The 25,852-nt window shown below is 63.4% G+C and carries 25 protein-coding genes; 11 read left to right on the plus strand and 14 right to left on the minus strand.

Features of this window, described 5'->3' with window-relative positions:
• The first annotated feature begins 3 nt into the window (after positions 1-3).
• From VGO04_RS16165 to gshB, 5 genes are all read left to right on the plus strand, one after another.
• A complete protein-coding gene (locus VGO04_RS16165) occupies positions 4-1,005 on the plus strand; it encodes an ABC transporter permease subunit (RefSeq protein WP_327496983.1) in 1,002 nt (333 codons plus the stop codon).
• Between the two features lie 10 nt (positions 1,006-1,015).
• Positions 1,016-1,858, plus strand: coding sequence for a sn-glycerol-3-phosphate ABC transporter permease UgpE (ugpE, locus tag VGO04_RS16170; protein ID WP_327496984.1), 843 nt, complete (start codon positions 1,016-1,018; stop codon positions 1,856-1,858).
• A gap of 65 nt (positions 1,859-1,923) precedes the next feature.
• A complete protein-coding gene (locus tag VGO04_RS16175; RefSeq protein ID WP_327496985.1) occupies positions 1,924-3,036 on the plus strand; it encodes a sn-glycerol-3-phosphate import ATP-binding protein UgpC in 1,113 nt (370 codons plus the stop codon).
• Positions 3,033-4,022: an endonuclease/exonuclease/phosphatase family protein gene (locus VGO04_RS16180; protein ID WP_327496986.1), complete on the plus strand. Its 990-nt coding sequence runs from the start codon at positions 3,033-3,035 to the stop codon at positions 4,020-4,022. Before VGO04_RS16175 ends, VGO04_RS16180 begins: the two co-directional genes overlap by 4 nt.
• Positions 4,023-4,169: 147 nt before the next feature.
• Positions 4,170-5,117 carry a glutathione synthase gene (gene gshB, locus VGO04_RS16185; protein ID WP_327496987.1) on the plus strand — a complete coding sequence of 316 codons (948 nt, stop codon included), beginning with the start codon at positions 4,170-4,172 and terminating at the stop codon, positions 5,115-5,117.
• Positions 5,118-5,181: 64 nt separating this feature from the next.
• Here gshB and VGO04_RS16190 read toward each other — a convergent pair whose 3' ends face one another.
• On the minus strand, positions 5,182-6,039 hold the full coding sequence (locus VGO04_RS16190; protein ID WP_327496988.1) for a LysR family transcriptional regulator: 858 nt from the start codon (positions 6,037-6,039) through the stop codon (positions 5,182-5,184).
• 106 nt (positions 6,040-6,145) lie between these two features.
• Between VGO04_RS16190 and VGO04_RS16195 the strand changes: the two genes are divergently transcribed.
• Together VGO04_RS16195 and VGO04_RS16200 are read left to right on the plus strand one after the other, a co-directional pair.
• Positions 6,146-7,147 (plus strand): zinc-dependent alcohol dehydrogenase family protein, encoded by a 1,002-nt coding sequence (locus VGO04_RS16195; protein WP_327496989.1) that lies wholly within the window; start codon positions 6,146-6,148, stop codon positions 7,145-7,147.
• 178 nt (positions 7,148-7,325) lie between these two features.
• Positions 7,326-8,858, plus strand: coding sequence for a YifB family Mg chelatase-like AAA ATPase (locus VGO04_RS16200; protein WP_327496990.1), 1,533 nt, complete (start codon positions 7,326-7,328; stop codon positions 8,856-8,858).
• A gap of 263 nt (positions 8,859-9,121) precedes the next feature.
• Here the strand turns inward: VGO04_RS16200 and cysK are convergent, their stop codons facing one another.
• Positions 9,122-10,090: a cysteine synthase A gene (gene cysK / locus VGO04_RS16205; protein WP_327496991.1), complete on the minus strand. Its 969-nt coding sequence runs from the start codon at positions 10,088-10,090 to the stop codon at positions 9,122-9,124.
• 139 nt (positions 10,091-10,229) lie between these two features.
• Entirely contained in the window at positions 10,230-10,847 is a 618-nt protein-coding gene (locus VGO04_RS16210) for a LysE family translocator (RefSeq protein WP_327496992.1), read from the minus strand.
• Positions 10,848-11,118: 271 nt separating this feature from the next.
• Between VGO04_RS16210 and VGO04_RS16215 the strand changes: the two genes are divergently transcribed.
• Positions 11,119-11,751, plus strand: coding sequence for a LysE family translocator (locus tag VGO04_RS16215; protein ID WP_327496993.1), 633 nt, complete (start codon positions 11,119-11,121; stop codon positions 11,749-11,751).
• Positions 11,752-11,777: 26 nt separating this feature from the next.
• Here the strand turns inward: VGO04_RS16215 and VGO04_RS16220 are convergent, their stop codons facing one another.
• Positions 11,778-12,083, minus strand: a complete 306-nt coding sequence (locus VGO04_RS16220; RefSeq protein WP_327496994.1) for an NIPSNAP family protein — start codon at positions 12,081-12,083, stop codon at positions 11,778-11,780.
• The gene (locus VGO04_RS16225; protein WP_327496995.1) at positions 12,080-12,994 is read right to left on the minus strand and encodes a DMT family transporter; all 915 of its coding nucleotides are present in this window, start codon (positions 12,992-12,994) and stop codon (positions 12,080-12,082) included. The genes VGO04_RS16220 and VGO04_RS16225 overlap by 4 nt, the downstream gene beginning before the upstream one ends.
• A 132-nt stretch (positions 12,995-13,126) precedes the next feature.
• Here VGO04_RS16225 and VGO04_RS16230 point away from each other — a divergent pair, with 132 nt between their 5' ends.
• Entirely contained in the window at positions 13,127-13,564 is a 438-nt protein-coding gene (locus VGO04_RS16230; protein WP_327496996.1) for an Lrp/AsnC family transcriptional regulator, read from the plus strand.
• 13 nt (positions 13,565-13,577) lie between these two features.
• On the opposite strand, the gene dut is transcribed toward VGO04_RS16230, so the two are convergent.
• The gene (dut, locus tag VGO04_RS16235; protein WP_327496997.1) at positions 13,578-14,051 is read right to left on the minus strand and encodes a dUTP diphosphatase; all 474 of its coding nucleotides are present in this window, start codon (positions 14,049-14,051) and stop codon (positions 13,578-13,580) included.
• 91 nt (positions 14,052-14,142) lie between these two features.
• Here dut and VGO04_RS16240 point away from each other — a divergent pair, with 91 nt between their 5' ends.
• Positions 14,143-15,726, plus strand: coding sequence for a peptide chain release factor 3 (locus tag VGO04_RS16240; RefSeq protein WP_327496998.1), 1,584 nt, complete (start codon positions 14,143-14,145; stop codon positions 15,724-15,726).
• Between the two features lie 85 nt (positions 15,727-15,811).
• Here VGO04_RS16240 and VGO04_RS16245 read toward each other — a convergent pair whose 3' ends face one another.
• The 3 genes from VGO04_RS16245 to VGO04_RS16255 form a co-directional block, all read right to left on the minus strand.
• Positions 15,812-16,510: a B3/B4 domain-containing protein gene (locus tag VGO04_RS16245; protein WP_327497007.1), complete on the minus strand. Its 699-nt coding sequence runs from the start codon at positions 16,508-16,510 to the stop codon at positions 15,812-15,814.
• A 33-nt stretch (positions 16,511-16,543) separates the two neighbouring features.
• Positions 16,544-17,467: a DMT family transporter gene (locus VGO04_RS16250; RefSeq protein WP_327496999.1), complete on the minus strand. Its 924-nt coding sequence runs from the start codon at positions 17,465-17,467 to the stop codon at positions 16,544-16,546.
• A gap of 87 nt (positions 17,468-17,554) precedes the next feature.
• Entirely contained in the window at positions 17,555-18,361 is an 807-nt protein-coding gene (locus tag VGO04_RS16255; RefSeq protein ID WP_327497000.1) for an AraC family transcriptional regulator, read from the minus strand.
• 202 nt (positions 18,362-18,563) lie between these two features.
• Between VGO04_RS16255 and VGO04_RS16260 the strand changes: the two genes are divergently transcribed.
• Positions 18,564-19,259, plus strand: coding sequence for a DUF2268 domain-containing putative Zn-dependent protease (locus VGO04_RS16260; protein WP_327497001.1), 696 nt, complete (start codon positions 18,564-18,566; stop codon positions 19,257-19,259).
• 33 nt (positions 19,260-19,292) lie between these two features.
• On the opposite strand, the gene VGO04_RS16265 is transcribed toward VGO04_RS16260, so the two are convergent.
• From VGO04_RS16265 to VGO04_RS16285, 5 genes are all read right to left on the minus strand, one after another.
• The gene (locus VGO04_RS16265; RefSeq protein ID WP_327497002.1) at positions 19,293-19,712 is read right to left on the minus strand and encodes a GFA family protein; all 420 of its coding nucleotides are present in this window, start codon (positions 19,710-19,712) and stop codon (positions 19,293-19,295) included.
• A 138-nt stretch (positions 19,713-19,850) separates the two neighbouring features.
• The gene (iolB, locus tag VGO04_RS16270) at positions 19,851-20,651 is read right to left on the minus strand and encodes a 5-deoxy-glucuronate isomerase (RefSeq protein WP_327497003.1); all 801 of its coding nucleotides are present in this window, start codon (positions 20,649-20,651) and stop codon (positions 19,851-19,853) included.
• Between the two features lie 217 nt (positions 20,652-20,868).
• A complete protein-coding gene (gene iolE, locus VGO04_RS16275; protein ID WP_327497008.1) occupies positions 20,869-21,768 on the minus strand; it encodes a myo-inosose-2 dehydratase in 900 nt (299 codons plus the stop codon).
• 99 nt (positions 21,769-21,867) lie between these two features.
• A complete protein-coding gene (gene iolD / locus VGO04_RS16280; protein ID WP_327497004.1) occupies positions 21,868-23,721 on the minus strand; it encodes a 3D-(3,5/4)-trihydroxycyclohexane-1,2-dione acylhydrolase (decyclizing) in 1,854 nt (617 codons plus the stop codon).
• Between the two features lie 76 nt (positions 23,722-23,797).
• A complete protein-coding gene (locus VGO04_RS16285) occupies positions 23,798-25,735 on the minus strand; it encodes a bifunctional 5-dehydro-2-deoxygluconokinase/5-dehydro-2-deoxyphosphogluconate aldolase (protein ID WP_327497005.1) in 1,938 nt (645 codons plus the stop codon).
• Between the last annotated feature and the right edge of the window lie 117 nt (positions 25,736-25,852).

The raw sequence follows: 25,852 nt of genomic DNA on the forward strand, positions 1-25,852 counted from the left end.
TCGATGACGACCGCGACAGATCTCCTCCCCGCAGCGCGGGGAGGGACCGGAACCAAGACCGGGGGGCGTCGTTCCGGCGCCTTCCGGCTTTTCGGTAGCCAGTCGAACGGAGGTGAAAGTGCTGCCAAGCGCGTGCAGTTCGCCTCGCCGTTCCTGCCTTACCTCTTTCTCGCGCCGCAGCTCGCGATCATCTTCATCTTCTTCTACTGGCCGTCGGTTCAGGCGATCCAGTCGTCCTTCTATCTGGAAGACCCCTTCGGCTTCGGCTCGACCTTCGTCGGCATGACCAACTATACGGACGTGCTGAAATCCGGCGAATATCTCGGCATCGCCCGCTTCACCGCGGTCTTCACGGCGCTCGTCACCTTCTTCGCGCTGTCGATCGGCCTGCTGCTCGCCGTCAAGGCCGATGGTGTCATCCGCGGCAACGCCGCCTACAAGACGCTGCTGATCTGGGTCTATGCCATCGCGCCGCCGGTCGCGGGCCTCATCGGCATGATGTTCTTCGACCAGCATATCGGCCCGATCGTCGAGCTCGCCCGCTGGTTCGGCTGGGACATCAAGGTTGGTCTCAACTACTTCGACACCGCCTTTTCCATGATCGTTGTCTCCGTCTGGAAACAGATCCCCTACAATTTCATCTTCTTCCTCTCGGGGCTGCAGGGCATTCCGGTCTCGGTGCGCGAGGCGGCGGCGATCGATTGCCGCTCGGGCTTCCGTCGCTTCTGGACCGTCATCCTGCCACTGCTCGCGCCGACCGCCTTCTTCCTTCTGATCATCAACGTCACCTACGCGCTGTTCGATACCTTCGGCGTCATCGACGTGATGGTGAAGGACAAGGCTGCCAACAACCCCATCACCCTTGTCTACAAGGTCTACATGGACGGTTTCCGCGGCAACGATCTCGGCGGCTCCTCGGCCCAGTCGGTGATCCTGATGCTGATCGTCTTCGTGCTCACCATCTTCCAGTTCCGCTTCATCGAGCGGCGCGTGCACTACAACTGAGGTGGGGCCGATGTATCGCACCAAGATTTTCGACCACGTCATTCTGCTCTTCGGCGTCTTCATCATGGTGGCGCCGGTTGTCGTCGCCTTCATGACCTCGACGCACGAGGCAGCCGACATCCACCGCAATGGCCTCAGCCTCACCTGGGGCGGCCATTTCGTCGAGACATACACGACGGTTCTGACGCGCGAAGGCGGCTTCACCGGCAAGATCACCGGCTTCAACATGATGCTGAACTCGATGATCCTTGGCCTCGGCTTTGCCGTCGGCAAGATCGTTCTGTCGATGATGGCGGCCTATGCGCTGGTCTATTTCCGCTTTCCGCTCGCTACCTTCTTCTTCTGGGTGATCTTCACCACGCTGCTTCTGCCACTCGAAGTGCGCATCCTTCCCTCCTACGAAGTGATGAACACGCTGAAGCTGACGAACACCTACACCGGCCTGATCGTGCCGCTCCTTGCATCCGCCACCGGCACTTTCTACTTCCGCCAGTTCTTCAAGTCGGTACCCGACGAGTTGCTCGAGGCGGCGCGCATCGATGGCGCCGGCCCGTTCAAGTTCTTCATCGACGTTCTGGTGCCGCTCTCGCGCACGATGATGGCGGCGATCTTCATCATCATGTTCGTCTACGGCTGGAACCAGTATCTCTGGCCCACCCTGATGACGACCGACGAAGGCTTCTTCACGCTGGTGCGTGGCATCAAGCAGATCCTGCTCGTCTGGGTCGGCTCGAACATCCCCGACTACAACGAGGCCTTTGCGCTGGCGATCCTCGCCATGCTGCCGCCGGTCATGATCGTCGTCATCTTCCAGCGCTGGTTCATCAAGGGCCTGACCGAAAGCGACAAGTAAGCGGAGCAGCGGCGGGGCAGAGGTCCCGCCCGCTCCTGAAATGACACCAAATTACGGAGGCAGCCATGGCGGCCATTACCATCGCCGAGGTCTCGAAGATCTATCACGGCAATGTCGAGGCGGTGAAATCCGTCTCGATCGACATCGAAGACGGCGAATTCATCGTGCTTGTCGGACCTTCGGGATGCGGCAAGTCCACGCTGCTGCGCATGGTTGCGGGGCTCGAGACGATTTCGAAGGGCACGGTGACGATCGGCTCGCGCGTCATCAACGACGTCGATCCGGCCGAGCGAGACATCGCCATGGTCTTCCAGAACTACGCGCTCTATCCGCACATGACGGTCTACGAAAATCTTGCCTATGGCTTGAAGAACCGCAAGACGCCGAAGGCCGAGATCGACGCTCGCGTCGCCGAGGCCGCGCGCATGCTGGAGATCGAGCCCTATCTCCAGCGCAAGCCTCGTGCGCTTTCGGGCGGCCAGCGCCAACGCGTCGCCATGGGCCGCGCCATCGTGCGCAAGCCAGCGGCCTTCCTCTTCGACGAGCCGCTCTCCAACCTCGACGCCAAGCTGCGCGTCTCCATGCGCGGCGAGATCAAGCGGCTGCAGAAGCGCCTCGGCACGACCTCGCTCTACGTCACCCACGACCAGCTGGAAGCGATGACGCTGGCCGACCGGCTGGTGGTCTTGAACGGTGGCCGCATCGAGCAGATCGGCCGCCCCCTCGACGTCTACCACCGCCCGGCCTCGACCTTCGTTGCGAGCTTCATCGGCTCGCCGGCGATGAACCTGATCAAGGGCCAGATCGACGGCGGCAGCCTGCATGTAGGCCTCTACAGGATCGAGCTTGGCGGCCGTGCGCCGGTCGAGGGTCCTGTCACCGTTGGGCTTCGCGCCGAGGACCTGAAGCTTGCCGGCGTCGGCGAGGACGCGATGATGTTCCAAGTCGACTATGTCGAGGAACTGGGGGCGCAGCGGCTGGTGCACGGGAGCATTGAGGGACAGCCGCTGACGATCGCGCTGTCGCCGGAAACGCCGCTTTCCGGCGACCTTGCCGTGACGATTGCGGTTGATCGCCTGCATTTCTTCTCGCCGGAGACAGGCAAGCGACTGGAGCGCGGCACGTCTTTTGCGAGCGAGGCCCCAGTCGAGACCCACCGACTGGAGACGGCATCGTGATCCTTGAGACCGTAGACCAACTTGCCGTTCCTTCAGCTGAAGTCCGGGCTGGAATTGCCGATATCGTGCGCACGATTGCGGCCCATGACGCTGCCATGGCCGCTCGGCCGGAGCTGAACAGTGTCGAGATCGGCGGAACGCCATCGTCGACCGCGCCGCTTGCCTTCCCCTTCACGGCTGCCGCCTGGAACCTGGAGCGCTGCCTGTTTGCGCCCGAGAGTGCGGCGCATCTCGCCGCGACGCAGGCGCCCGTCGTGCTGCTTTCGGAGATGGACAACGGCATGGCCCGCACCGGCCAGCGTCATCCGACGGCCGAGGTCGCTGATACGCTCGGCATGCAATACGCCTATGGCATCGAGTTCATCGAACTCGGCCTCGGCTCCGACACGGAGCGCGAATTCTGCGAGGACGAGTTCAACGCCAAGGGCTTCCACGGCAACGCGCTGATGGCCTCGGTACCCGTCGGTCAACCCTTCATGCTACGCCTCTGGGGCGAGCGGCTCTGGTTCACCGATGGCGAGCAGCCGCGGCTCGGCGAACGCTTCGCGATCGGCGCCGTCATCGAGACCGAGGCCGGTCCCTTCGTCGCCATCTCCACCCATCTCGAAAGTGCGACGACCGCCGCCTATCGCGAGCGCCAGGTCAAGGAATTGATCGATGCGCTCGACGCAGCCTTCCCAGGCCTGCCGGTCTTGATCGGTGGCGATCTCAACACCGGCAACCATGCCGGCGGCGACTTCGAGGCCGAGGGGCTCTTTGCCATGAGCGCTATCAGGGGCTTTACCCGCCACGGCGGCCCGCTCGAGGTGATGACGACCCGGCCGAGCCTGATCACCCGTTGGCCGGAGCGCGCGATGAAGCTCGATTGGTTCCTTGCCCGCGGCCTGAAGATCGGCGAGACCAGGATCATTCCCTCGCTCGACCCGTCCGGTCGGCCGCTCTCGGATCACGATCTCATCACCTGTGTCGTCGAGGGCTTCGAATAGCCGGGCGTCTCCTTGCCTAAGGCCCGCCCGCATTCTACATGTCGAGGGCTTTTCCAGTGCGGGAGAGGGCAGCGGTTTCCTCGTCCTCTATCGTTCTGGCGACTTGAAATCGATCGCGCGTGACCGCGATCCTTAGGGGATGGGAAGATGGCGAAAATCGTCAATGTCGGGGTCCAGATGGACCATGTGTCGGGCATCAACATTGCAGGTGATTCCACCTTCGCAATGAGCATCGAGGCACAGGCGCGCGGCTATCGCCTCTTCCACTACACGCCCGAAAAGCTTTCGCTGCGCGACGGCAAGGTCTATGCGAGCGTGCAGCAGATGACGCTGCGCGACGTCAAGGGCGACCACTACACGCTCGGCGAAGCTGAGCGTGTCGACCTTTCGACCATGGATGTCATCCTGCTCCGCCAGGACCCACCTTTCGATATGGCCTACATCACCTCGACGCATCTCTTGGAGCGCCTGCATCCGAAGACACTCGTCGTCAACGACCCGGCCTGGGTGCGCAATTCGCCAGAAAAGATCTTCGTCACCGAATTTGCCGACCTGATGCCGAAGACGCTGATCACCCGTGACGCGGAAGAGATCGCGCGGTTCCGCCAGGAAATGGGCGACATCATCCTGAAGCCGCTCTACGGCAACGGCGGCGCCGGCGTGTTCCACTCGACCCGTGACGACCGCAACATGTCATCTCTCCTGGAAATGTTCGGCCAGATGTTCCGCGAGCCCTTCATCGCCCAGGAATACCTGCCGGCCGTGCGCAAGGGCGACAAGCGCATCCTGCTCGTCGACGGCGAGCCGGTCGGCGCCATCAACCGCGTGCCGGCAGACCACGACGCCCGCTCCAACATGCACGCCGGCGGCCGCCCCGAGCCGACCGAGCTGACGGCGCGCGAAAAGGAAATCTGCGCCCGCATCGCGCCGGCGCTCAAAGCCCGCGGCTTCCTCTTTGTCGGCATCGACGTCATCGGCGACTACATGACCGAGATCAACGTGACCTCGCCGACCGGCATCCGCGAAGTGAAGAAGTTCGGCGGCGCCGACGTCGCAAGCCTGCTCTGGGATGCGATCGAGCGCAAGCGCGCCTGAGCCGAACAACACGCCCCTGATCTATGCTGGCGGGCGCTTAAAGCCCGCCAACGCGGTTCGACACTCAACGTCGGGATCCGAGGCCGTCGATCACAGCATCGAGCACGACCCTTAGTCGCCTTAGGCGCTTGAGGTCGCCGTGATAGCCCACCCAGACATCCCGCGCCGGCGGAGCCGGGTCCATGTCGATGCGAACCAGACCGGCGATCTGCTCGGCCAGAAGGTTTGGCAGCACCGCGATGCCGGCGCCGGCAAGAACCGCCCTTGCCTGTACCTCGCGATTGTTGCTGCGAAAGCCGATGCGCGCCTGAGGGAAGGCTTCGCGAAGCCAGGTCGCGTCGGGCAGTGTTTCGAAGGCATGGTCCATCGTCACCAGCCTGACGTCGGACCCCGCAATCGACCTCGGATCGGCCGTGCTGGGTATGCCATAAAGCCCGTAGTCGAGCCGGATCAGCTTGCGCTGGACCACGCCGCTTTCCCTGAACGGCGTGATCCGGAACGCCAGGTCCGCCTCACGCCGGGCGAGACTGAAGATGCGGGCATCGGTCAGAAGCTCGATCGTCAGCCGCGGGTGGTCCGCCACGAGCCTGGCAAGAATCGGCGTCAAAACGTAGGTTCCGAACCACTCGGAGCTGGCAATCCGTAGCGTGCCCTCGAGCTGCTTGCCCTGGCCATCGAGTTCCCTCTCGAAGGAAAGAGCCTCTTCTTCCATCCGCTCGGCATGCGAGAGCACCGCCGAACCCTCGTCGGTCAGCACGAAGCCTTCACTCGTTCGCTGGAACAGCGCGTGACCAACCGCCTCTTCCAAAGCCCTCAGACGGCGACCCATGGTCGGCTGGCTTTGCCCGAGCGTGCGGGCAGCAGCACCGAGCGTGCCACTGCGGGCGATTGCGAGGAAGATCTTGACGTCGCTCCAGTCCATATCTCGGCCCATGCAATTTTGAATGATCTACGGTCGATATCGTAAGTTTCAAACGGAATCATCTGCGCCCATCTTCGCACCGTCAACAGCGCAACGGAGATGAATGATGTCGGAAAAGCAGACGATGCGGGCGGCCTTTCTTGAGGCCCATGGCGGACCATTCAGCCTGGCTGAGGTCGCCCGGCCGGAACCAGGGCCAGGTGAGGTTCTGGTGCGGGTCAAGGCCAGCGGCGTCAATCCGCTGGATATCAAGATCCGCGCCGGTGCCGCGGCGCACGCCAGACATCCGCTTCCGGCAATTCTGGGCATCGATCTTGCAGGCGTCGTCGAGGCGGTCGGCTCGGATGTGACGGCATTTCGCCCAGGTGACGCGGTTTACGGGATGACCGGAGGCGTCGGCGGCATTCAGGGATCGCTGGCGGAGTTTGCTGCCGTGGATGCCCGCCTGTTGGCGCGGAAACCGGCCAATCTCGGGTTTCGCGAGGCCGCTGCACTGCCCCTTGTCGTCATCACGGCGTGGGAGGGCCTTGTCGACCGCGCCGGTGTGCGGACCGGGCAAAAGGTGTTGATCCAGGGCGGGGCCGGTGGCGTCGGTCACGTCGCCGTGCAGATCGCCAGGGCTTTCGGAGCAGAGGTCTATGCCACAGGCAACGCCGGGCAGAGGGAGGTGATCGAAGCGCTCGGGGCCACGGCGATCGACTACCGGAACGAGACGGTCGAGGACTATGTCGCCACCCACACTGGCGGTGAAGGCTTTGATCTCGTCTACGACACCGGTGGTGGGACGATCCTCGATGCATCTTTCAAGGCGATCCACCGTTTCGGTCATGTGGTCAGTTGCCTCGGCTGGGGCACTCACACTCTCGCACCATTGTCGTTTCGGGCCGGCACCTATTCCGGCGTCTTCACGCTTCTGCCGCTTCTGACCGGCATCGGTCGTGAGCGCCATGGCGCCATTCTTTCTGCGGCAACCCGACTGGTGGAGGAGGGCAAGCTGGTGCCGATCGTCGATCCCAGGCCGTTTTCGTTGGGAGAGGTGGCGGCCGCCCACAATGCGGTCGAAGACCGTAGCGCGCGTGGCAAGATCGTGGTGGATTTGGCCGGCTGAGCGCGACAATCCGGCGCGCGCCATCTGGCAGGATATCGCGCGCGCGGGAGCCGGCCGCATTTCAACGATGTTCTGTAATTGTTCTTGTTTTTGTCCGTAAACCGTGCAAGGCTCCATCCTGCAACCCAGAGCGGTTGCGGCGCCAGCGAGTATGGGCCGCCAGGGCAAGGGGACAATCATGGTCGCACGCGTCAGCACGGTGGCATTTCAGGGTATCGAGGGGTTGCCGGTCGATGTGCAGGTGATGGTCGCGCCCGGCAAGGTCGGCATGCAGATCGTCGGCCTGCCGGATAAGGCGGTCGCCGAAAGCCGCGAGCGGGTGCAGGCGGCCCTTCATGCCTCCGGCCTCGCTCTGCCGGCCAAGCGCGTCACCGTCAATCTCGCTCCGGCCGATCTGCCGAAGGAAGGTAGCCATTTCGATTTGGCGATCGCGCTCGGTCTGATGGCGGCCCTCGGCGCCATCCCGGGCGATGCGCTTGCGCCCTATGTGGTGATCGGTGAACTCAATCTTGATGGCACCATTGCCGCGGTTGCCGGGGCATTGCCGGCGGCGATCGGTGCGAATGCGCTCGGTAAGGGGCTGATCTGCCCGGCTGAAAGCGGACCTGAGGCCGCCTGGGCCGGCGCCGAGATCGACATTCTGGCACCCCGCAGCCTGATCGCGATCGCCAACCACTTTCGCGGCACGCAGGTGCTGTCGCGGCCTGAGGCCGCGATCCGCTCCGGCGCTGCCAACCTGCCCGATCTCGCCGACATCAAGGGACAGGAAAGCGCCAAACGTGCGCTCGAAGTGGCCGCCGCCGGCAACCACAATCTGCTGATGGTCGGCCCGCCCGGATCGGGCAAGTCGATGCTCGCCGCGCGCCTGCCATCGATCCTGCCGCCGCTCAATCCGGCCGAGCTTCTCGAAGTGTCGATGATCCATTCGATCGCCGGGCAATTGCCGGGCGGCAAGCTTTCGGATCGTCGGCCGTTCCGCACGCCGCACCATTCCGCCACCATGGCCGCCATGGTCGGCGGCGGCATGCGTGCCAAGCCCGGTGAAGCTTCGCTCGCCCACAATGGCGTGTTGTTTCTGGATGAATTCCCGGAATTCTCGCCGCAGGTGCTCGATGCGCTGCGCCAGCCGCTCGAAACGGCGGAATGCATCATTGCGCGGGCCAATCACCGTGTCAGTTATCCGGCCGCCATCCAGCTCGTCGCCGCGATGAACCCCTGCCGCTGTGGCATGGCCGGCGAGCCGGGCCGCAGTTGCGCCCGAGGGCCGCGCTGCATGGCGGACTATCAGGCGCGCATCTCCGGTCCGCTGATGGATCGCATCGATATCCGCATCGACGTGCCTGCCGTCAGCGCCGCCGACCTGCTGAAGCCGGCGGTAGCCGAAAGCAGCGCGGTTGTGGCCCGCCGCGTCGCGCATGCCCGCGCTCTCCAGATCGACCGCTTCGCCGCCCTCGGTCATCCGGACCTGACGAGCAACGCCCGCGCATCGACCTCGCTGATCGAGAAGATCGCCGCCCCCGATTCGTCGGGCCTGCAGCTTCTGAGGGACGCTGCCGAGAAGATGAAATTCTCCGCCCGCGGGTATCATCGGGTGCTGAAGGTTGCCCGCACGCTCGCCGATCTCGACGGCGCGGCGACCGTTGGCCGCATTCATCTCGCCGAGGCGATTTCCTACCGCATGGCCGGCGAACGCCTGCAGGCGGCGGCTTAGCGAGCGCCCGTGGGAGGGCGCTCGATCCAGGTTGCCAGTCTTGCGCGACGCTGCCGAAAGGCGGCGTCGCGATGAAAGGAGCTGATCAGTCTGCTCTGCGCGGCGTCGGAAACGAAGCGCACCGGATTTCGGACTGCGCATCGATTCCTATTTCGCATACACGAAGCTCGTTCCTTCCCGCGAACAGAGCACGCTTCAGGGTGTCTTCGAAGAAAAAAGGGCGCCTCGAAGGCGCCCTTCCGATCATAGGTGGTTACAGCCAATCAGCCGCCAAGCCCTTCAAACAGCGCCGTCGAAAGGTAGCGTTCGGCAAAGGAGGGGATGATGACGACGATGGTCTTGCCGGCGTTTTCCTCGCGCTGGCCGATCTCGATTGCTGCCGTCAGTGCAGCACCTGAGGAAATGCCGACCGGAACGCCCTCAAGTTTTGCGACCAGGCGGGCGGCTTCGATCGCTTCTGCGCTGTTGACGGTGACGATCTCGTCATAAACCTTCGTGTCGAGGATCGCCGGGGCAAAGCCCGCGCCGATGCCCTGGATCTTGTGTGGGCCGGGCGCGCCACCGGAAAGAACCGGGGATTCTTCCGGCTCGACCGCAATCACCTTGATCGACGGCTTGCGCGCCTTCAGCACCTGGCCGGCGCCGGTGATCGTGCCGCCGGTGCCGATGCCGGAGACGAAGATGTCGACGGCGCCGTTGGTATCGTTCCAGATCTCTTCTGCCGTGGTCTTGCGGTGGATTTCCGGGTTGGCCGGGTTTTCGAACTGCTGCGGGATGATCGCGTCGGGCAGGGTCTCGACCAATTCCTGCGCCTTGGCGATTGCGCCCTTCATGCCCTTGGCGCCTTCCGTCAGCACCAGCTCGGCACCCAGGAGCGCCAGCATCTTTCGCCGCTCGACCGACATGGTTTCCGGCATGGTCAGGATGAGCTTGTAACCCTTGGCAGCGGCGACGAAGGCAAGCGCGATGCCGGTGTTGCCGGAGGTCGGCTCGACCAGCGTCGTACGGCCGGGTGCGATCTTGCCCTGCGCTTCCAGGCTCTCGATCATCGCCACGCCGATGCGGTCCTTGACCGAAGCGATCGGGTTGAAGAATTCGAGCTTGGCGAGCAAGTTCGCCTTGACGCCCTTTTCCTTGGCAAGCTTGTCGAGGCGCACGATCGGCGTGTCGCCGATCGTTTCGGTGATCGAGGAATAGACGCGGCCGCGGCCGGGCTTGCGTGTGTCGGACATCAAGTTTCTCCCTTGGGCGTGAATTGTTCTGGTCATGAGAATAGGCATTGCGCCCGCCGACTTCCAGAACGGCAACGACAGCGCGACGATCCGCCGGAGGAAAAAGCACCGGCGAAGTCGTTGTTCGGGAAAAGTTTTTTCAGCTCGCGCGCACCGCGATATAGGCCGCGGTACCGGCAAGCACGCTGGCGGCAACCCGGTTCAGCGTTTTAAGTGCCGTGGGCTGCTTCAACAGCAGACGTGCGCGTGACGCGAGCAGCATGTAGGGCACGAGCACCGTCAGGAGCACCAGGAAAGTCGCCGTCAAAAGCAGGCCGTAATCGCCGGGCCCGATCGCGCGGATGTCGATCAGCGTCGGCACGAGCGCTACGTAAAACAGCATGGTCTTTGGATTGCCGAGCGTAATCAGCAGGCCGGACAGGAAAGACATGGCGGCATTCGCCGGCGGCTTCGCCTTGATTTCTTCCGGCAGCAGGCCGGCGCTCCAGAGCTTCCAGGCGATGTAGCCGAGATAGAGCACGCCCGCGAATTTCACCACCAGGAAGGCGGTGGTAAAGGTCTGAGCGATCAGCGCCAGTCCGAGAATGACGGCGGTCAGGTAGACGATGTCGCCAAGCGCAATGCCGAGCCCCATGAAGAAGGTTTCGCGGAATCCGGAGCCGAGCGCACGCGCGACCAGGGCGGTGACGCCAGGGCCGGGGATGGCCGCAGCAATGAACAGAGCGCCGCAATAGGCGATGAGAGCCGTGAGCGTCATGAACGGTCCTTGTGATGGTGGTGCTGGCTTTTACCGCAAGATGCCGGAAAAGAGAACGTAGCAAAACGACGGCGTGCCGTGTGCTTCGTTAAATCTTGGCCGATTTCCGGGAGAAATGCAGCCATCCAGAGTGGTATGATGGCCTATGCGCGCATAGGGCGCGTTCACTCAAGGGGCCGTGCGACAAAATTGATCCGGTGACAAGTCTGGCGTTGTCCTGCGGCAACTGGCGGGTAGAGGTTGCACTGGCGCAAGAGCGGGAGGCGTTTCCATGCCCGAATTGAAAGACATGATCGGCTTTGCTCTCTTGGCCCTGGGCATGGTGCTGACGCCAGGACCGAACATGATCTACCTGATCTCGCGCTCGATCAGCCAAGGGCCGGCGGCGGGGTTGATCTCGCTTGGTGGCGTGGCGCTCGGTTTTGTCGTCTACATGGTCTCGGCAGCGCTCGGTATCACCGCGCTGCTCATTGCTGTACCCTTCGCCTACGACGCGCTGCGCTTCGCGGGGGCCGCCTATCTCCTCTACCTCGCCTGGCAGGCGGTCCGGCCGGGCGGGCGTTCACCGTTTCAGGTTCGGCATCTGCCGAAGGACGGGCCAAAGAAGCTCTTCGTCATGGGGTTCCTCACCAGCCTGCTCAATCCCAAGGTGGCGATCCTCTATCTCTCGCTGCTGCCCCAGTTCATCCGGCCGGAGCTTGGCAACGTGCTCGGCCAGTCGCTGGTCTTCGGTTCGATCCAGATCGTGACCAGCGTTACCGTCAATGCGATGATTGCGCTCGCGGCCAGCGGCATTTCGGCCTTCCTCGCCGGACGGCCGTTGTTCATGGTGGTGCAGCGTTGGGCAATGGGTACCGCGCTGTTCGGTTTCGCGCTCAGCATGGCGGCCGAAGCGCGGCGTTAATCCGCGCCAGCCTGATCTTTGGACGATTACTCGAACACCGGCCGCATGAAGCTGCGCTCGTAGCTGACGATGCAGCGGGTCTTTTCGGCATAGGCGAAGGCTTCAAGGCATTCAGGATCGCGCGCCATCTCCTGGCGATAGGCCTCGTAGGCGGCAAGGCTCGGGAAGCTGAAGAGCGCGAGTGCGATGTTGTTTGCACCTTCGTGCGGCATGAAATAGCCGTGATGGGTGCCGCCCAGGCGATTGACGAGCGGAATCCAGAGCTTGGCGTAATGCTCGAACTCGGCGGCCTGGTAGGGGTCGATGACGTATTTCAGATAGCAGGTAATCATGCGGCTCTCCCTTCGCGTTGACGCTTGATAGAAGAGGGCAAGCGAAGTTTCCAGCCGAGATTCATGCCAGCTGCGGCAAAGAGGATCGCGATCGAGCCGAGGATCTGGATCGGCTGCAACTGATGGCCGAAGGCGATGCGATCGACGACGATGGCGGCGATCGGGTAGACGAAGGAAAGCGCGCCGGTCATGTGCGTGGGTAGCCGCTGGATCGCGCCATAGAGCAGCACGTACATGAGGCCGGTGTGGACGATGCCAAGCGTGATGAGGATCGACCATTGCGCGGCACCTGATGGCGCGGGGGCGGCGAGCGCCATTGGCGCCAGCATCAGCGTTCCCGTAACTACCTGGATCAGCGCGATCAAATGCGGCGGCGTGCCCTTGAGCAGCTTCGTCGCGATTGCAGCGATGGCATAGAAAAAGGCGGCGCCGATCGAAAGGGCGATACCGATCAGATAGCTTTCCGGCGCGACGCCATGGCTCGGCTTGGCTACGACGATGGCCAGCATGCCGGCGAAGGAGACGGAGAGCCAGAAGATCTTCGTGCCCGTGATCTTCTCGCCAAGAAAGAGCGCACCGAGCCCGAGCAGCATGAAGGGCTGGGTGTTGTAGACCATGGTCGCAATCGAGATCGACGCGTGGGAATAGGCGGCAAAAAGCAGCAGCCAGTTGACGACGATGGCGACGCCGCCAACGACAGACAGTACGAGCATGCGGCGGCTGAAGTGCTTGCGGTCGAGCAGGCCGAGAAACCAGGCAATGCCAACGAGCGTGATTGCGCCGAAGACGCAGCGCCAGAACACGACGCTGGTTACCGGCTGGCCGGACATCAGCACGAACCAGCCGATGGTGCCTGAGATCAGCATCGCCGCCGTCATCTCGATGCTGCCGCGCCTAAGTTCCGAATTCATGATCACCGCTCCCTGGTTGGTGATGCCAGAATAGGCGCCTGACCTCGTGTTTTCCATGGATAGGAAAAGGCGTTCGTGCGATAATGCCTAATCTTCGAAGTTATATTCCGTGTTTCGGCTTATGGTGGTGTGATGCTGGATGAGATTGACCGACGAATCCTCGATATCCTCGCGACCAATGCGCGGGTGTCGCTGAAAGAGCTGGCCGAGCAGGCGGGCCTATCATCGCCGAGTGCTGCCGACCGGCTGCGCAAGCTGGAAGAGCGCGGCGTTCTCGATGGTTTTACCATCTCGCTTAATCCGCTGAAGCTCGGGTACCCCTTGCAGGCCGTCATCCGCGTGCGCCCCATGCCGGGCATGCTGCACATCGTCGAGCGGCTGATCCAGGACACGCCCGAGATCGTCGAATGCGACAAGGTGACCGGCGACGATTGTTTCATCGCCAAGCTCTACGTGCGCGACATGACACAGCTTGATACCATCCTCGACCGGATCGCCGAGAAGGCGCAGACGAACACCTCGATCGTGAAATCGTCGCCGGTGAAGCGCCGCCTGCCGCCGTTGCTTTAACTGGAGATAGGGCTCAGACCCCGGTGGAGCCGAAGCCGCCCGCACCGCGCGTCGTCTCGCTGGCATTGTCGCTCTCGCGAACCGTCACCTGGGTCACAGGCGCAATCACCATCTGGGCGATGCGCATGTCGCGCTCGATGATGAAGTCCTCATCGCCGAGATTGACAAGCAGCACCTTCACTTCACCGCGATAGTCGCTGTCGATCGTACCGGGCGTGTTGAGGCAGGTGATGCCGTGCTTGAAGGCAAGGCCGGAACGCGGCCGGATCTGCGCCTCGTAGCCTGCCGGAACCTCGAAGATAAAGCCCGTCGGCACCAGCGCGCGCCTGCCCGGCATCAGCATGAGCGGGCGATCCGCGGGAACGGCGGCGCGCAGGTCCATGCCGGCGGCGCCTGCAGTTTCGTAGGCGGGCAGGTCCAGGCCTTCGCCATGCGGCAGACGAACGAGGTTGAGCGTCGGGCGGGATTGGGATGTCAGTGTGGTCATGGCCCCATAAGCCGGGCGGCCCGCCCCTCGGTCAATTGCATAATCAAGCCCGAGCCTGTAAAGGACGCGGCAACTCACAGGATTTTACGACATGGCCGAAACTCTCGCCGAGGCGGTTTCCCGCCGCCGCACATTTGCGATCATTGCCCACCCGGACGCCGGTAAGACCACGCTCACCGAAAAGTTGCTGCTGTTCGGCGGCGCCATCCAGCTCGCCGGTGAAGTCAAGGCCAAGAAGGATCGCATCCAGACCCGTTCGGACTGGATGAAGATCGAGCGCGAGCGCGGCATCTCGGTCGTCACCTCGGTGATGACCTTCGAGTATGGCGGCAACGTCTTCAACATCCTCGACACGCCCGGTCACGAAGACTTCGCCGACGACACCTACCGCACGCTGACGGCGGTGGATGCGGCCGTCATGGTCATCGACGCCGCCAAGGGTATCGAACCGCGCACGCTGAAGCTGTTCGAAGTCTGCCGCATGCGCGATATCCCGATCATCACCTTCGTCAACAAGATGGACCGCGAAAGCCGCGATCCCTTCGAAATCCTCGATGAAGTCGAGGAAAAGCTGGCGCTCGACTGCGCGCCGGTCACCTGGCCGATCGGCCGCTCGAAGACCTTCTGCGGCTCCTATCATCTCGCCCACAACACCGTGCGCGGTTCCGACACGCAGGAAATCCCGACCAAGGTCAACGGTCCGGAGATGGCCTCGCACCGCCTGCCGGAAAACGAGCGCGACGCCTTTACCGACGAGCTGTCGCTGGCGATCGAAGCCTGCAAGCCTTTCGACAAGAAGGCGTTCCTTGAAGGTCACCTGACGCCGGTCTTCTTCGGCTCTGCGCTGCGCAATTTCGGCGTGCGCGATCTCATCAACGCGCTCGGCGACATCGCGCCGCCGCCGCGTGACCAGGTGGCCGATATTCGCACCGTGCACGCGACCGACGACAAGATGACCGCCTTCGTCTTCAAGATCCAGGCCAACATGGACCCCAACCATCGCGACCGCATTGCCTTTGCCCGCGTCTGCTCCGGCAAGCTCGAGCGCGGCATGAAGGCACGGCTGTCTCGCACCGGCAAGCAGCTGGGGCTCAGCGCTCCGCAGTTCTTCTTTGCCTCGCAGCGCCAGCTCGCCGACACCGCCTATGCGGGCGACGTCGTCGGCATCCCGAACCATGGCACGCTCCGTATCGGCGATACGCTGACCGAGGGCGAACCGCTGGTGTTCCAGGGCGTTCCGAACTTCTCGCCGGAAATCCTGCGCCGCGTGCGGCTTGAGGACGCGATGAAGGCAAAGAAGCTGAAGGAAGCGCTGCAGCAGATGGCCGAAGAGGGCGTCGTGCAACTGTTTTCGCCCGAGGACGGCTCACCGGCGATCGTCGGCGTTGTCGGCGCACTGCAGCTTGACGTCTTGAAGGAGCGCCTCAGCGCCGAATACGGCCTGCCGGTTTCTTTCGAAATGTCGCGCTTCTCGGTCTGCCGCTGGATTTCGTCCGATCAGCCGGCCGAACTCGACAAGTTCGTGACGGCCCGCCGCGGCGATATCGCCCGCGATCTCGACGGCGACCCGGTGTTCCTGGCGCAGGACAGCTTCTCGCTGCGCTACGAAGCGGAGCGCTATCCGGCGATCAAGATGGTCGCGATCAAGGAATACCACGTCGCCAAGGCGGCCTGATCGACTTTTCTTCTTCTGGCCGGTGCGTGACGCGCCGGCCGGAATTCCGGTGCGCCAGCCGGTACGCTGCCCCGAACCCACTTCCCTAGACCAGAAAATCGAAACGCGCGGACGCTCGCTCGAGCAGGGCCGAGTTTGGGCGAGCGCCCCAGGTACTTTCGAGCGTTTGTGAAAGTGACGTCACCAGCCGCTCGATATCCTCGCGCGCCATCTCATGCAGCGCTTCAGCAACGATCAGTGCGCGTGTCGTCTGCGGCCGGATCGCTGAAAGGCCGCTCTGCCGGTTGGTCCAGCGCCGGGCATGCGCCCGGCCTTCCGCATCGGCAAAAATCACTTCGCCGGGCTCCGGCTTTTCCACCTCTCCCGAAAACGTCAGATAGGTCTCGTTGCCGAGCGCGCGCCGGACATGCAGATGTTCAGAAACAAACGCCAGATCGAAGACCGCAATCGGGATCGCGAAGGCGAGCGAAGCGGCGTTGCAGAGATCGATCAACGGGTGGATCGCTGGCAGAGCGCCTTCCTTGCGGAAACGCCGCAGCAGTGCTTCGGAGGCCGAGCGGTATTGCGTCGGCTTCAGCCCCATTTTTGCAAAGGTTCTTCGCCACGCCTGTATCTCCGGGAGGTCGCTTTCTGAGTTTTCGCCGAGCCGGTCGTTGGCGATCGCCTGGAAACGCAGGACCGCGTCATCGACTGAAACGTCGCTGCGCACGCCGTCGATGAAGATCGTGCCGGCTCGGAGTTCCGGGAAATCGTGCCAGATTTCGTTGGCGTGCTGGAAATGCATGGGAGCCCTCGTATCCTGTGCGTTCATGATCGTTCACGTCCTGCGCGCCGGGTGCGGCACGGCGTTTGCCGGGTTCCTTCTCGACAGTATCTGGGGCACGCTCAGCCCGAGTACAGCGGCAAGCACGCAGGCGATGCCTGCAATCTGATAGATCCCGACCGGCTCGCCCAGAAGCAGAAAAGCGAAAGCGACGGCCGAGACCGGCGCCAGCGCCGTGAAGACCGAAGCCTCCGTGCCGCTGACGCGCGCCGATCCTGCATACCAGAGCAGGAAGCCGGCGACCGTCGGGACCAGCGCGTAATAGAGAACCGCCGTGAGCGCGCCCGGTTCAAGGCTTGCGTTCCAGGGCGTCTCGAAAAGGGCAGGGACGAGCGCGACGGCGAAGCCAAGCCCGGCCATCAGCGTCGAGAGCGCAAGAGGCGAGATCTGTGTCTTGACCCGCTTGTTGATCAGGATGAACAGGCCCTCGCAGATGACGGCGCCGAAGATCAGAGCGATGCCCAACGCAGAATGGGCCCCCCCATCGCCGGGCTTGAAGACGATGGTCAAAACGCCAAAGGCGGCAAGCGCGATTGCCGCAAGCATTCGGCGGTCCGGGCGCTCGCCGAGAATGAGGATGGCAATGGCGGCCGAGACGATCGGCAAGGTGCCGATCACCACGCCGGCGTCGGTCGCGGAGGTGAAGCCGAGGCCCGCGATCAACAGGGTGGTGTAGCCGACGCTGCCAGCGCCCGCCTGCGCGACGAGGATCAGCCAGTCACGTGCTGCGAGTTTCGGCCATGACGCCTTGGTTACGCGCATCAACAGAAGGAAGAGCGGGAAGGCGACGGCAAAGCGCAGAGCCGTGGCCGCGAATGGCGGCAGGCCCGTCGCGATGATCTTGCTGGCGATGACCGTGCTGCCGACGAGGATCATCGCCAGCGACAGATAGAGATAGCCCCGAACCTTTTCCGACATGTCGTCCCCTCTCGAACTGCTGCGCCTGGAAGCGAGCGTCAGCAATGCGCCGGGGGAGACGTTCGGGTCTTGAACGGAATTGCAGGGCTACTTGATAGCCTCGGCATAGGCGCCGGGCGAAAGTCCGTACTTGCTGACGAAGACACGGGTCATGTGGCTCTGGTCGGCAAAGCCTGCGGCGAACGCGGCTTCTGCAAGCGGTGCGCCCTTGCCGATCAGGCGACGCGCAAGCTCGATGCGGCGCTGGATGATATAGGCGTGTGGCGTCAGGCCAATGGCTTTTGCGAAATGACGCACGAGCTGGAAACGGCTGAGTCTGGCTTCGGCGGCGAGATCGGCGAGCGTGATGGCAACGGTCGGGTCGTCGTCGATCATCGTCCTGGCCGACGCGACCGCAGCTGGGCTTTCGGTTCGCGGCACCCTGCCGGTAACGAGCAGGCTGCCGAACAGCAGCAGCAACAGCTCTTCCCGGCGGATCGCTTCGTCCGGTGCCACGGGGGCGGTGATCGCCGCGAAGAGGGCGTGGAACTGGTGTGCGGCTCCTGCGTCGCGGAACGCCGGGGTGCTAAATTCGCCTTCCGACGAACGCCCCTGGCTGATGTCTTCGGCGGCTGCAGCGACAACGGAAGGGTCGAGGTAGAGCATGCGCCAGCTGCGGCCTGCATCGCCGATCGGCGCACCGTCATGCACCTCGCCGGGATTGACGCTGATCATGTCGCCGGCGCCCGCCTCCACCATGCCGCGGCCGCTCAGCGATTTCTGGGCACCCTGGTAAATGAGGCCAATGCCGAATTGATCGTGCGTGTGGCGGGCAAAGCTGTGGCGCGTTTCAGCTTCGACCGCGTCAATGCCGACGGTCGCGCTGCGCAGCATCCTGAACTGACCTTTTGCCATCGTGCGCCCGATATTTTCCCGTCACACTTCTACATCGTGGCCTAGCGGTCGGCCATCCTATTGTTGTCGCGTCTTGCGGCGCCTGCACGCATTGCGGTGCCGGAAACGCATAAACAACCTGAAGGCTAGGGCCAGCTGCCGTTGCATTCACGAGCCGCATGCTTAACTTGCCGCAACAATGTTGACGACGAGAGAGATTCGCATGCTGGACTTGCGCGTTCATTTCCTTGAGGCGGATGGGCCGCTTGCTCCCTGGCGCGAACAGATCCTTTGGGTGGTGCGGGAAACGGCGGCGCGTGTCGGCGGCCGGGTTTCCAGCGCAGAGGCCGCCGCGCCCATCGATATCGTCGTCGAACGAAGGCCGGGTGAGGTGATCCCCGAACTGGGTCTTACCGGAGCCTGCTATCGCCGGGGACTGATCTCGCTGACACTCGACCCCGACAACGACAATTTCGAGGCCAGCCTTGCTGGCGGCGATCTTTTAAAGACGCTGACACATGAGCTGCATCATTCCTTCCGCTATGCGACCTGCGGCTATGGCATCCGCCTGGGAGAAGCCCTGGTCACGGAAGGTCTCGCGGATGCCTTCGACGACGAGATCAACGGCGGCGATGGCCGCCTATGGGGACATGCGATCGCAGCCGGCGATTGGCCGCAGGTGCTGGAGCGCGCCGAACGGGAGCTTTGGGCGGACAGCTATGATCACGAAGGCTGGTTCTACGGGTATGATCGCGCTCTTCCACGCTGGGCCGGCCACACGATCGGCTACCACCTTGTCAAAACCTATCTCGCCGCGAACCCCGAGGCGCGGCCGTCGCAGATGACGGCAACCCCCGCTTCGGTGGTGATCGGTGGCGCCTGGACGCCGTTGCGGAAACGTCTGCTGGCCGTGGCCTAAGCGAACAAAGCGCTCATCACCTTATCGGGTGCCTCACGCAACGGGCGCTTCGTCGCGATCGCGCCCCGGCAACCGCCTGACGTCGCCGATCCAGGAGAGCGCCGAGGAGCACCAGATCTGAGACCGTGGCGTCAGCTCCCGGCGCTGGTTGATCGTGCCGACCCGGATGCCGACTTCCAGGGCATCCTCGTCCGTTCCGGTCGTGTAGATCGGCGAGCCGCAGTTCGGGCAGAAGAACTGCAGCCGTTTCCGGCCATTCGCGCCGGTCTTCGTATAGAGCTTTGGCTCGCCACCGGTCAGGCGGAAGTTCTCGCGCTCGGTGCCCGCAGTCACACGATAGGCGGATCCCGTCAGCTGCTGACAGTCGGTGCAGTGGCAGATCCCGATATCCGCCGGATCGATCTCGGCTTCATAGGTGACGAAGCCGCAGTGGCATTGCCCATCGATATGCATGAAGGCCTCCCTGAAAGCGGGAAAGCTAGGGCGGGGCGGGAAAATGTGTATGCGGCGGATCTCCCCCGAATCACGATTTCGGCGCGATATCAGCTGCAATTCCGAGGCACGCGGGGGATGCTTGTCGTAAGTCTTGGCTTACACGCCCGTGAACAGCCACTCGTGTTCGCGGGCATTGTGGAATTTCCAGACCCGCTTCGGTCCGGCCATGACGTTCAGGTAGTAGACGTCGTAGCCGTGCACCGCGGCGACCGGGTGATAACCCCTCGGCACCAGCGCCACGTCGCCGTCCTCGACCGCCATGGTCTCGTCGAGCGACCGGTCGTCGGTATAGACGCGCTGCATGGCAAAGCCCTGCGGCGGATTGATCCGGTGGTAATAGGTCTCTTCCAGATAGCTTTCCGCCGGCAGGTCGTCCTGATCGTGCTTGTGCGGCGGATAGGAGGAGGTGTGGCCGCCCGGCGTGATAACCTCGACGACCAGCAGCGACTGCGCCGAGCCGTCGTCTTCCGGCATGATGTTGGTGACGTAGCGGGTGTTGGTGCCCTTGCCGCGGGTCATCTGCGGATGGGTACCCGGCGGAATCACCTTCGCCTTGAAGCCGTCACCGCCCGGCGCCGAGCAGATGGCAAGGTCGAGATCGCAGGTGGCTGTTGCCTGCCAATGGCTGCCCTTCGGCACGTAGACGGCGTAGGGTTGGCCCTCGAACGGCGTCATGCGCTCGCCGAGTTCGCCAAAGGCTTCGCCATTGACGGACACTCTCGCCTTGCCGGAAACCAGCACCAGGCAGATCTCCTTGTCGCCGGTCTCACCTTCTGTCGTCTCACCGGCTTTCAGCCGTTCGAGCGCGAAGCCGACATAGGTCCAGCCGGCACTCTCCGGCGTCACGTTTTGCATAAGCCCGGATTTGGCCTTCGGTTTGACGAGCAGCTTGGACATGTCGGTCTCCTGACTTAGTACGCGGGGGCGCCGAGCCTGTGGCTTGCCCCTCACCTTGACCCTGTCCCCGCAGGCGGGGAGAGGGGATACCGTTTGCGTTCTGCCGCGTCCGTCGAGAGGGTCGAGCGGTTGCGGCACATCCCTTCTCCCCGCCAGCGGAAGGTCGCGGCAGCCGGATGAGGGGCATCCCCATCACCGGGCAACCGAAAGCGCTTGCTTACTTGTCGAGCCCGGCTTCCTTGGCGAAGGCCTTCAGCGATTTCAGTCCGAGCGACTGGTATTCGAACGGGTTGCGCACCGCCGAATCCTGTTCCGCTTCGATCACCAGCCAGCCGGAATAGCCGTGTTCGGCGGCAATTTTCAGTACGGGCAGGAAGTCGACGCCGCCCTCGCTGTCGCCGGGCACGGTGAAGACGCCACGCCGTACACCTTCGAGGAAGGAGAGGCCTTCGCCTTCGACGACCTTGCGCACAGCGGGCCGCACGTTCTTGGCATGGATGTGGCGCACACGATGCATGTATTTCTTCGCCACTTCCGCCGGGTCGGAGCCGCCGAACCAGGCGTGGCCGGTGTCGAGAAGCAGCTTGGTCGCCGGACCGGTGTTCTGCATCAAGAGGTCGATCTCCTCGCCGGTCTGAACGATCGTGCCCATGTGGTGGTGGTAGACGAGATCGATGCCCTGATCGGCGCAATACTGAGCCATCGCTTCGAGGTCGGCGCCGAACTTCTTCCACTGGTCGGCCGGCAGCACCGGCTTGTCGTTTGCGACCGACTTGGCATCGTCGCCATGAATGGCGTTCGAGGTTTCGCAGACGATCGCCACCTTGCAGCCATTGTGCTTCAGGAGGTCGAGATGCGGCTGGATCGCCTTCTTCTCAGCCTCGACGTCATGGGTGAGCAGGTTGGTCGAGTGCCAGCCGGACACGAAAGCGAGATCGTAGGAGCCGAGCTTCTGCTTCAGCGCCTCTGGATCGGTTGGCATCTTGTGGCCCTTCTCGATGCCGTCGAAGCCGATTTTCTGGCAATCGGACAGGCAGTCCTCAAGCGTCAGATGCGCGCCGATCGTATGATCGTCGTCGTTGCTCCAGGCGATCGGGTTGGTTCCGTAGCGGATCATGTCTTTTACTTTCATATGCCATCCGTGGAAGGCGGATGCTCTGTGACCATAAACGGGAAAAGCGCCCGCGCCGAAAACGCGGACGCCGAAGGCGCAATCTTAGCCGAAGCGCTGCGCGGAGAGGGCCTTCTCATAGCCCTTGCGCGCCTCGTTGACCTGGCTGCGGGCCGACACCTCGGGCACCGCCACGTCCCACCAGTGGCCGCCGGCCTGAGTGGTGATCAGCGGGTCGGTGTCGATGACGATGACAGTCGTTCGCGTCTCGCTTGCGGTCTCCTTGAGCGCCGTTTCGAGCTCGGAGATCGAACCGACCTTGCGGGTGACGGCACCCATGGCGCCGGCATGGGCGGCAAAGTCGATCTGCGGCAGTTCGACGTGGTGCGTGTCCTTCAGGAGATTGTTGAAGTTGGCGCCGCCGGTGCCCATCTGCAGCCGGTTGATGCAGCCGTAGCCGGCATTGTCGAGCAGCACGATTGTGAACTTGGCGCCGAGCATGATCGAGGAGGCGATCTCCGAGTTCAACATCATGTAGCTGCCGTCGCCGACCATGACGATCACGTCGCTCTCCGGCCTGGCGAGCTTGACGCCGAGACCGCCGGCGACCTCGTAACCCATGGTCGAGAAGCCGTATTCCATATGATAGCCGCCGGGCTCTTCCGCTTGCCAGAGCTTGTGCAACTCGCCTGGCAGGCCGCCTGCCGCACACACGAGCGTCGTGTTCTTGGCTCCGCGGGCGCGCTGGACGGCGCCGATCACCTGGGCGTCGGAGGGAAGGGCAGCATTGGTCGTCGCCGTCGCCTTGTCGGCGGTCGCCAGCCATTCGGCCTTGCCGGCCTTGGCCTTCGCGGTCCAGCTCGGGTCGGCCTTGTGGCCGCCGAGACCGCCGGAGATCCGGTTGAGGCCGGCGCGGGCGTCGGCGATCAGCGGCAGGCCATTGTGCTTGCCGGCATCGAACGGCTGGACGTTGAGGCCAATGATCTTCAGCCCTTCATTTTTGAACAGCGCCCACGAGCCAGTGATGAAGTCCTGCAGACGCGAGCCGACGGCGAGAACCACGTCGGCATCCTCGGCAAGCGCGTTGGAGGCTGACGTGCCGGTCACGCCGACCGAGCCCATGTTGAGCGAATGCGAATGCGGCAGCGCCGACTTGCCGGCCTGCGTCTCGACGACGGGAATGCCGTGTCGCTCGGCGAAGTCGGCAAGGTCCTTGCTCGCTTCCGAATAGAGCACGCCACCGCCGGCGATGATGATCGGCTTCTTCGCTGCTTTCAGCGCTGCGATTGCTGTTGCCAGTTCGTCGAGATCGGGCTCGATGCGGCGCGGCACCCAGACCTTCTCGTCGAAGAAGTTTTCCGGATAATCATAGGCTTCCGCCTGGACGTCCTGGCAAAGCGACAGCGTCACAGGGCCGCAATCGGCCGGATCGGTCAGCACCTGCATGGCGCGGCGGAGCGCCGGGATGATCTGTTCGGGGCGGGTAATGCGGTCGAAGTAGCGCGACACCGGACGGAAGCAGTCATTCGCCGAGATCGTGCCGTCGCCAAAGCTTTCGACCTGCTGCAGCACCGGATCGGGGCGGCGGTTGGCAAAGACGTCGCCGGGCAGGAACAGGACCGGCAGGCGATTGACATGGGCAAGGGCCGCCGAGGTGACCATGTTGAGCGCGCCGGGACCGATGGAGGTGGTGCAGGCCATGAAGCGGCGGCGGAAGCTCGCCTTGGCAAAGGCGATTGCAGCATTGGCCATGCCCTGCTCGTTCTGGGCGCGGTAAGTCGGCAGCGTGTCCTTGATTGCGTGCAGCGCCTCGCCGACGCCGGCGACGTTGCCGTGGCCGAAGATGGCGAAGACGCCGCCGAAGATCGGTACCTTCTTGCCGTCGATCACGGTCATCTGGCGGGTCAGGAACCGCGCCACGGCCTGGGCCATGGTCAGGCGCACGGTCTTCTGGCTCATTGTCTGTTTCCTCCTCGTGGGCGAAATCGTCCCGTTCCACCCTGCTTGCTGCATTGTCCGACGCTTGGCGTCGATCCTATGCGGCCTTCGTTTCACCCAGTTGCAGCCAGAGATCGACCAAGGCCCCAAACTTTCCAGCCATGTCGGCGATCGCCTGTTCGTCTGTCATCGTGCCACCGAGCCAGGCCTTGCCGGCATCGGCAAAAATCGTGCGGCCGACGGCGAAGCCCTTGACGGTCTTCGAGGTGCGGGCAGCCGCAAAGCCGTCCTTCAGCTGCTCATAGGGCGCTTCGAGGCCCAAGAGCACCACGCCGCGGCAGAGCGGGTCGCGTGCCTCGATGACGGCATCGATCGCTGCCCAGGCGCCGCGGCTTGCCTGCGGCTCGAGCTTCCACCAGTCCGGCTTGAGGCCGGCGTCGTAGAGTTCGGTGAGCGCCCGCGGAATGGTCTGGTCGTCGAGCTTGCCGTGTTTGCCGGCGATGATCTCGATCAGGATTTCACGGCCGACCTTGCGGGCCGCCTCGAAGGCCGAACGCAGCTTTGCCACCTGCTGTGCCTTGAGTTCGGCCGGATCGTCCGGGTGGTAGAAGGAGAGCACCTTGATGCAATGGTCGACCGGCCAGTCGATGAGCCGGCTACCGAGATCCTGGCTGAACTCGAACTGCAGCGGCCGCGAGCCCGGAAGCTCTATCGGCTTGCCGATCCAGAAATCGCGGTGGGCGCCGGCGGCATAGAGCGCGTCCCGGCCGTATTTGTCGTCGATCAGCATGCCGAAACCGGACCGTCCGGCAGCAACCTGTGCGGCAGCCTTGACCGCCAGCACCTTGAAGGCGGGGATACGGGCAAGCAGCGCCTGGTCGCCGGCGGCGATATCTTCGAGCTGGCTGCGGTGGTCGATCGCAAGAGCCATCAGAAGCGGAATGTCGCGGCGGCGGGTGGTCGCCCAGTGCACGTGGTTGATCGCCTCGTCCTTGCGCAGCGCCCGTTCCTTGCTGCCCTTTTCGAGGAAGAACTTGAGTTCCGTCCAGGTCGGGATTTCAGGTGCGCAGAGCAGGCGCGAGACGGCAAAGGCGCCACAGGCATTGGCCCAGGTGGCGGAGGTGGCATGCGGTTCGTCACGAAGCCAGCCGCGCAGGAAGCCGGACATGAAAGCGTCGCCGGCGCCGAGCACGTTGTAGACTTCGATCGGAAAACCCTTGCCGACGATGCCGTCTTCGAGATTGTCGGAGATGGGCCCGTCATAGACGATGCAGCCCATCGGGCCGCGCTTCAGAACGATCGTCGCTTTCGACAGCGCGCGGATCGTCTTCAGCGCCTGAAGCAAGTCGCTTTCGCCCGACGCGATCAGCACCTCTTCTTCGGTGCCGACGATCAAGTCGCAGTCGGCAAGAACGGTCTTGAGATGTGCCGAAACACGATCCGAGGCGATGTAGCGGCTCTCGCCGGCGTCATGGCCTGCGAGCCCCCAGAGGTTCGGGCGATAGTCGATGTCGAAGACGATCCTGGCGCCGTTTTCCTTGGCAAGGCGCATGGCCTTGCGCTGGGCAGCGTCGGTGTTCGGCTTGGAGAAATGGGTGCCGGAAACGAGGACGGCGCGGGCAGAGCGGATGAACTCTTCCGATACGTCGTCTTCGCAAAGCGCATTGTCGGCGCAGTTGTCGCGGTAGAAGAGCAGCGGGAAAGACCTGTCGTTTTCGACGGCGAGGATGGCAAGCGCCGTCAGCCGTTCTGGGTCGGTGACGATACCGCGCGTCTCGACACCCTCGCGGGTGAGCTGCTCGCGAATGAAGCGGCCCATCTGCTCGTCGCCGACGCGGGTCAGAAGTGCTGACTTCAAACCGAGGCGGGCGGTGCCGACGGAGATGTTGCACGGGCAGCCGCCGACCGACTTGGCAAAACTCGAAACATCTTCAAGCCGCGTGCCGATCTGCTGGCCATAGAGATCGACCGAGGCCCGGCCGATGGTGATCAGGTCGAGCGGCTTTGCTCCCTGTGCCGAAACGTTCTGGCTCACTGCTTCCTCCCCGCGGACACCTTGGCGGGCCCGACCATTTTCGTACTGTGGGTGATGGCGGTATGAAACATAAATTCCGACGTTTCGTCAATATGGAATTTTCATTCTATCTGTTCC

It is taken from the genome of Ensifer sp., assembly GCF_035999185.1.
GTDB lineage: Bacteria > Pseudomonadota > Alphaproteobacteria > Rhizobiales > Rhizobiaceae > Ensifer.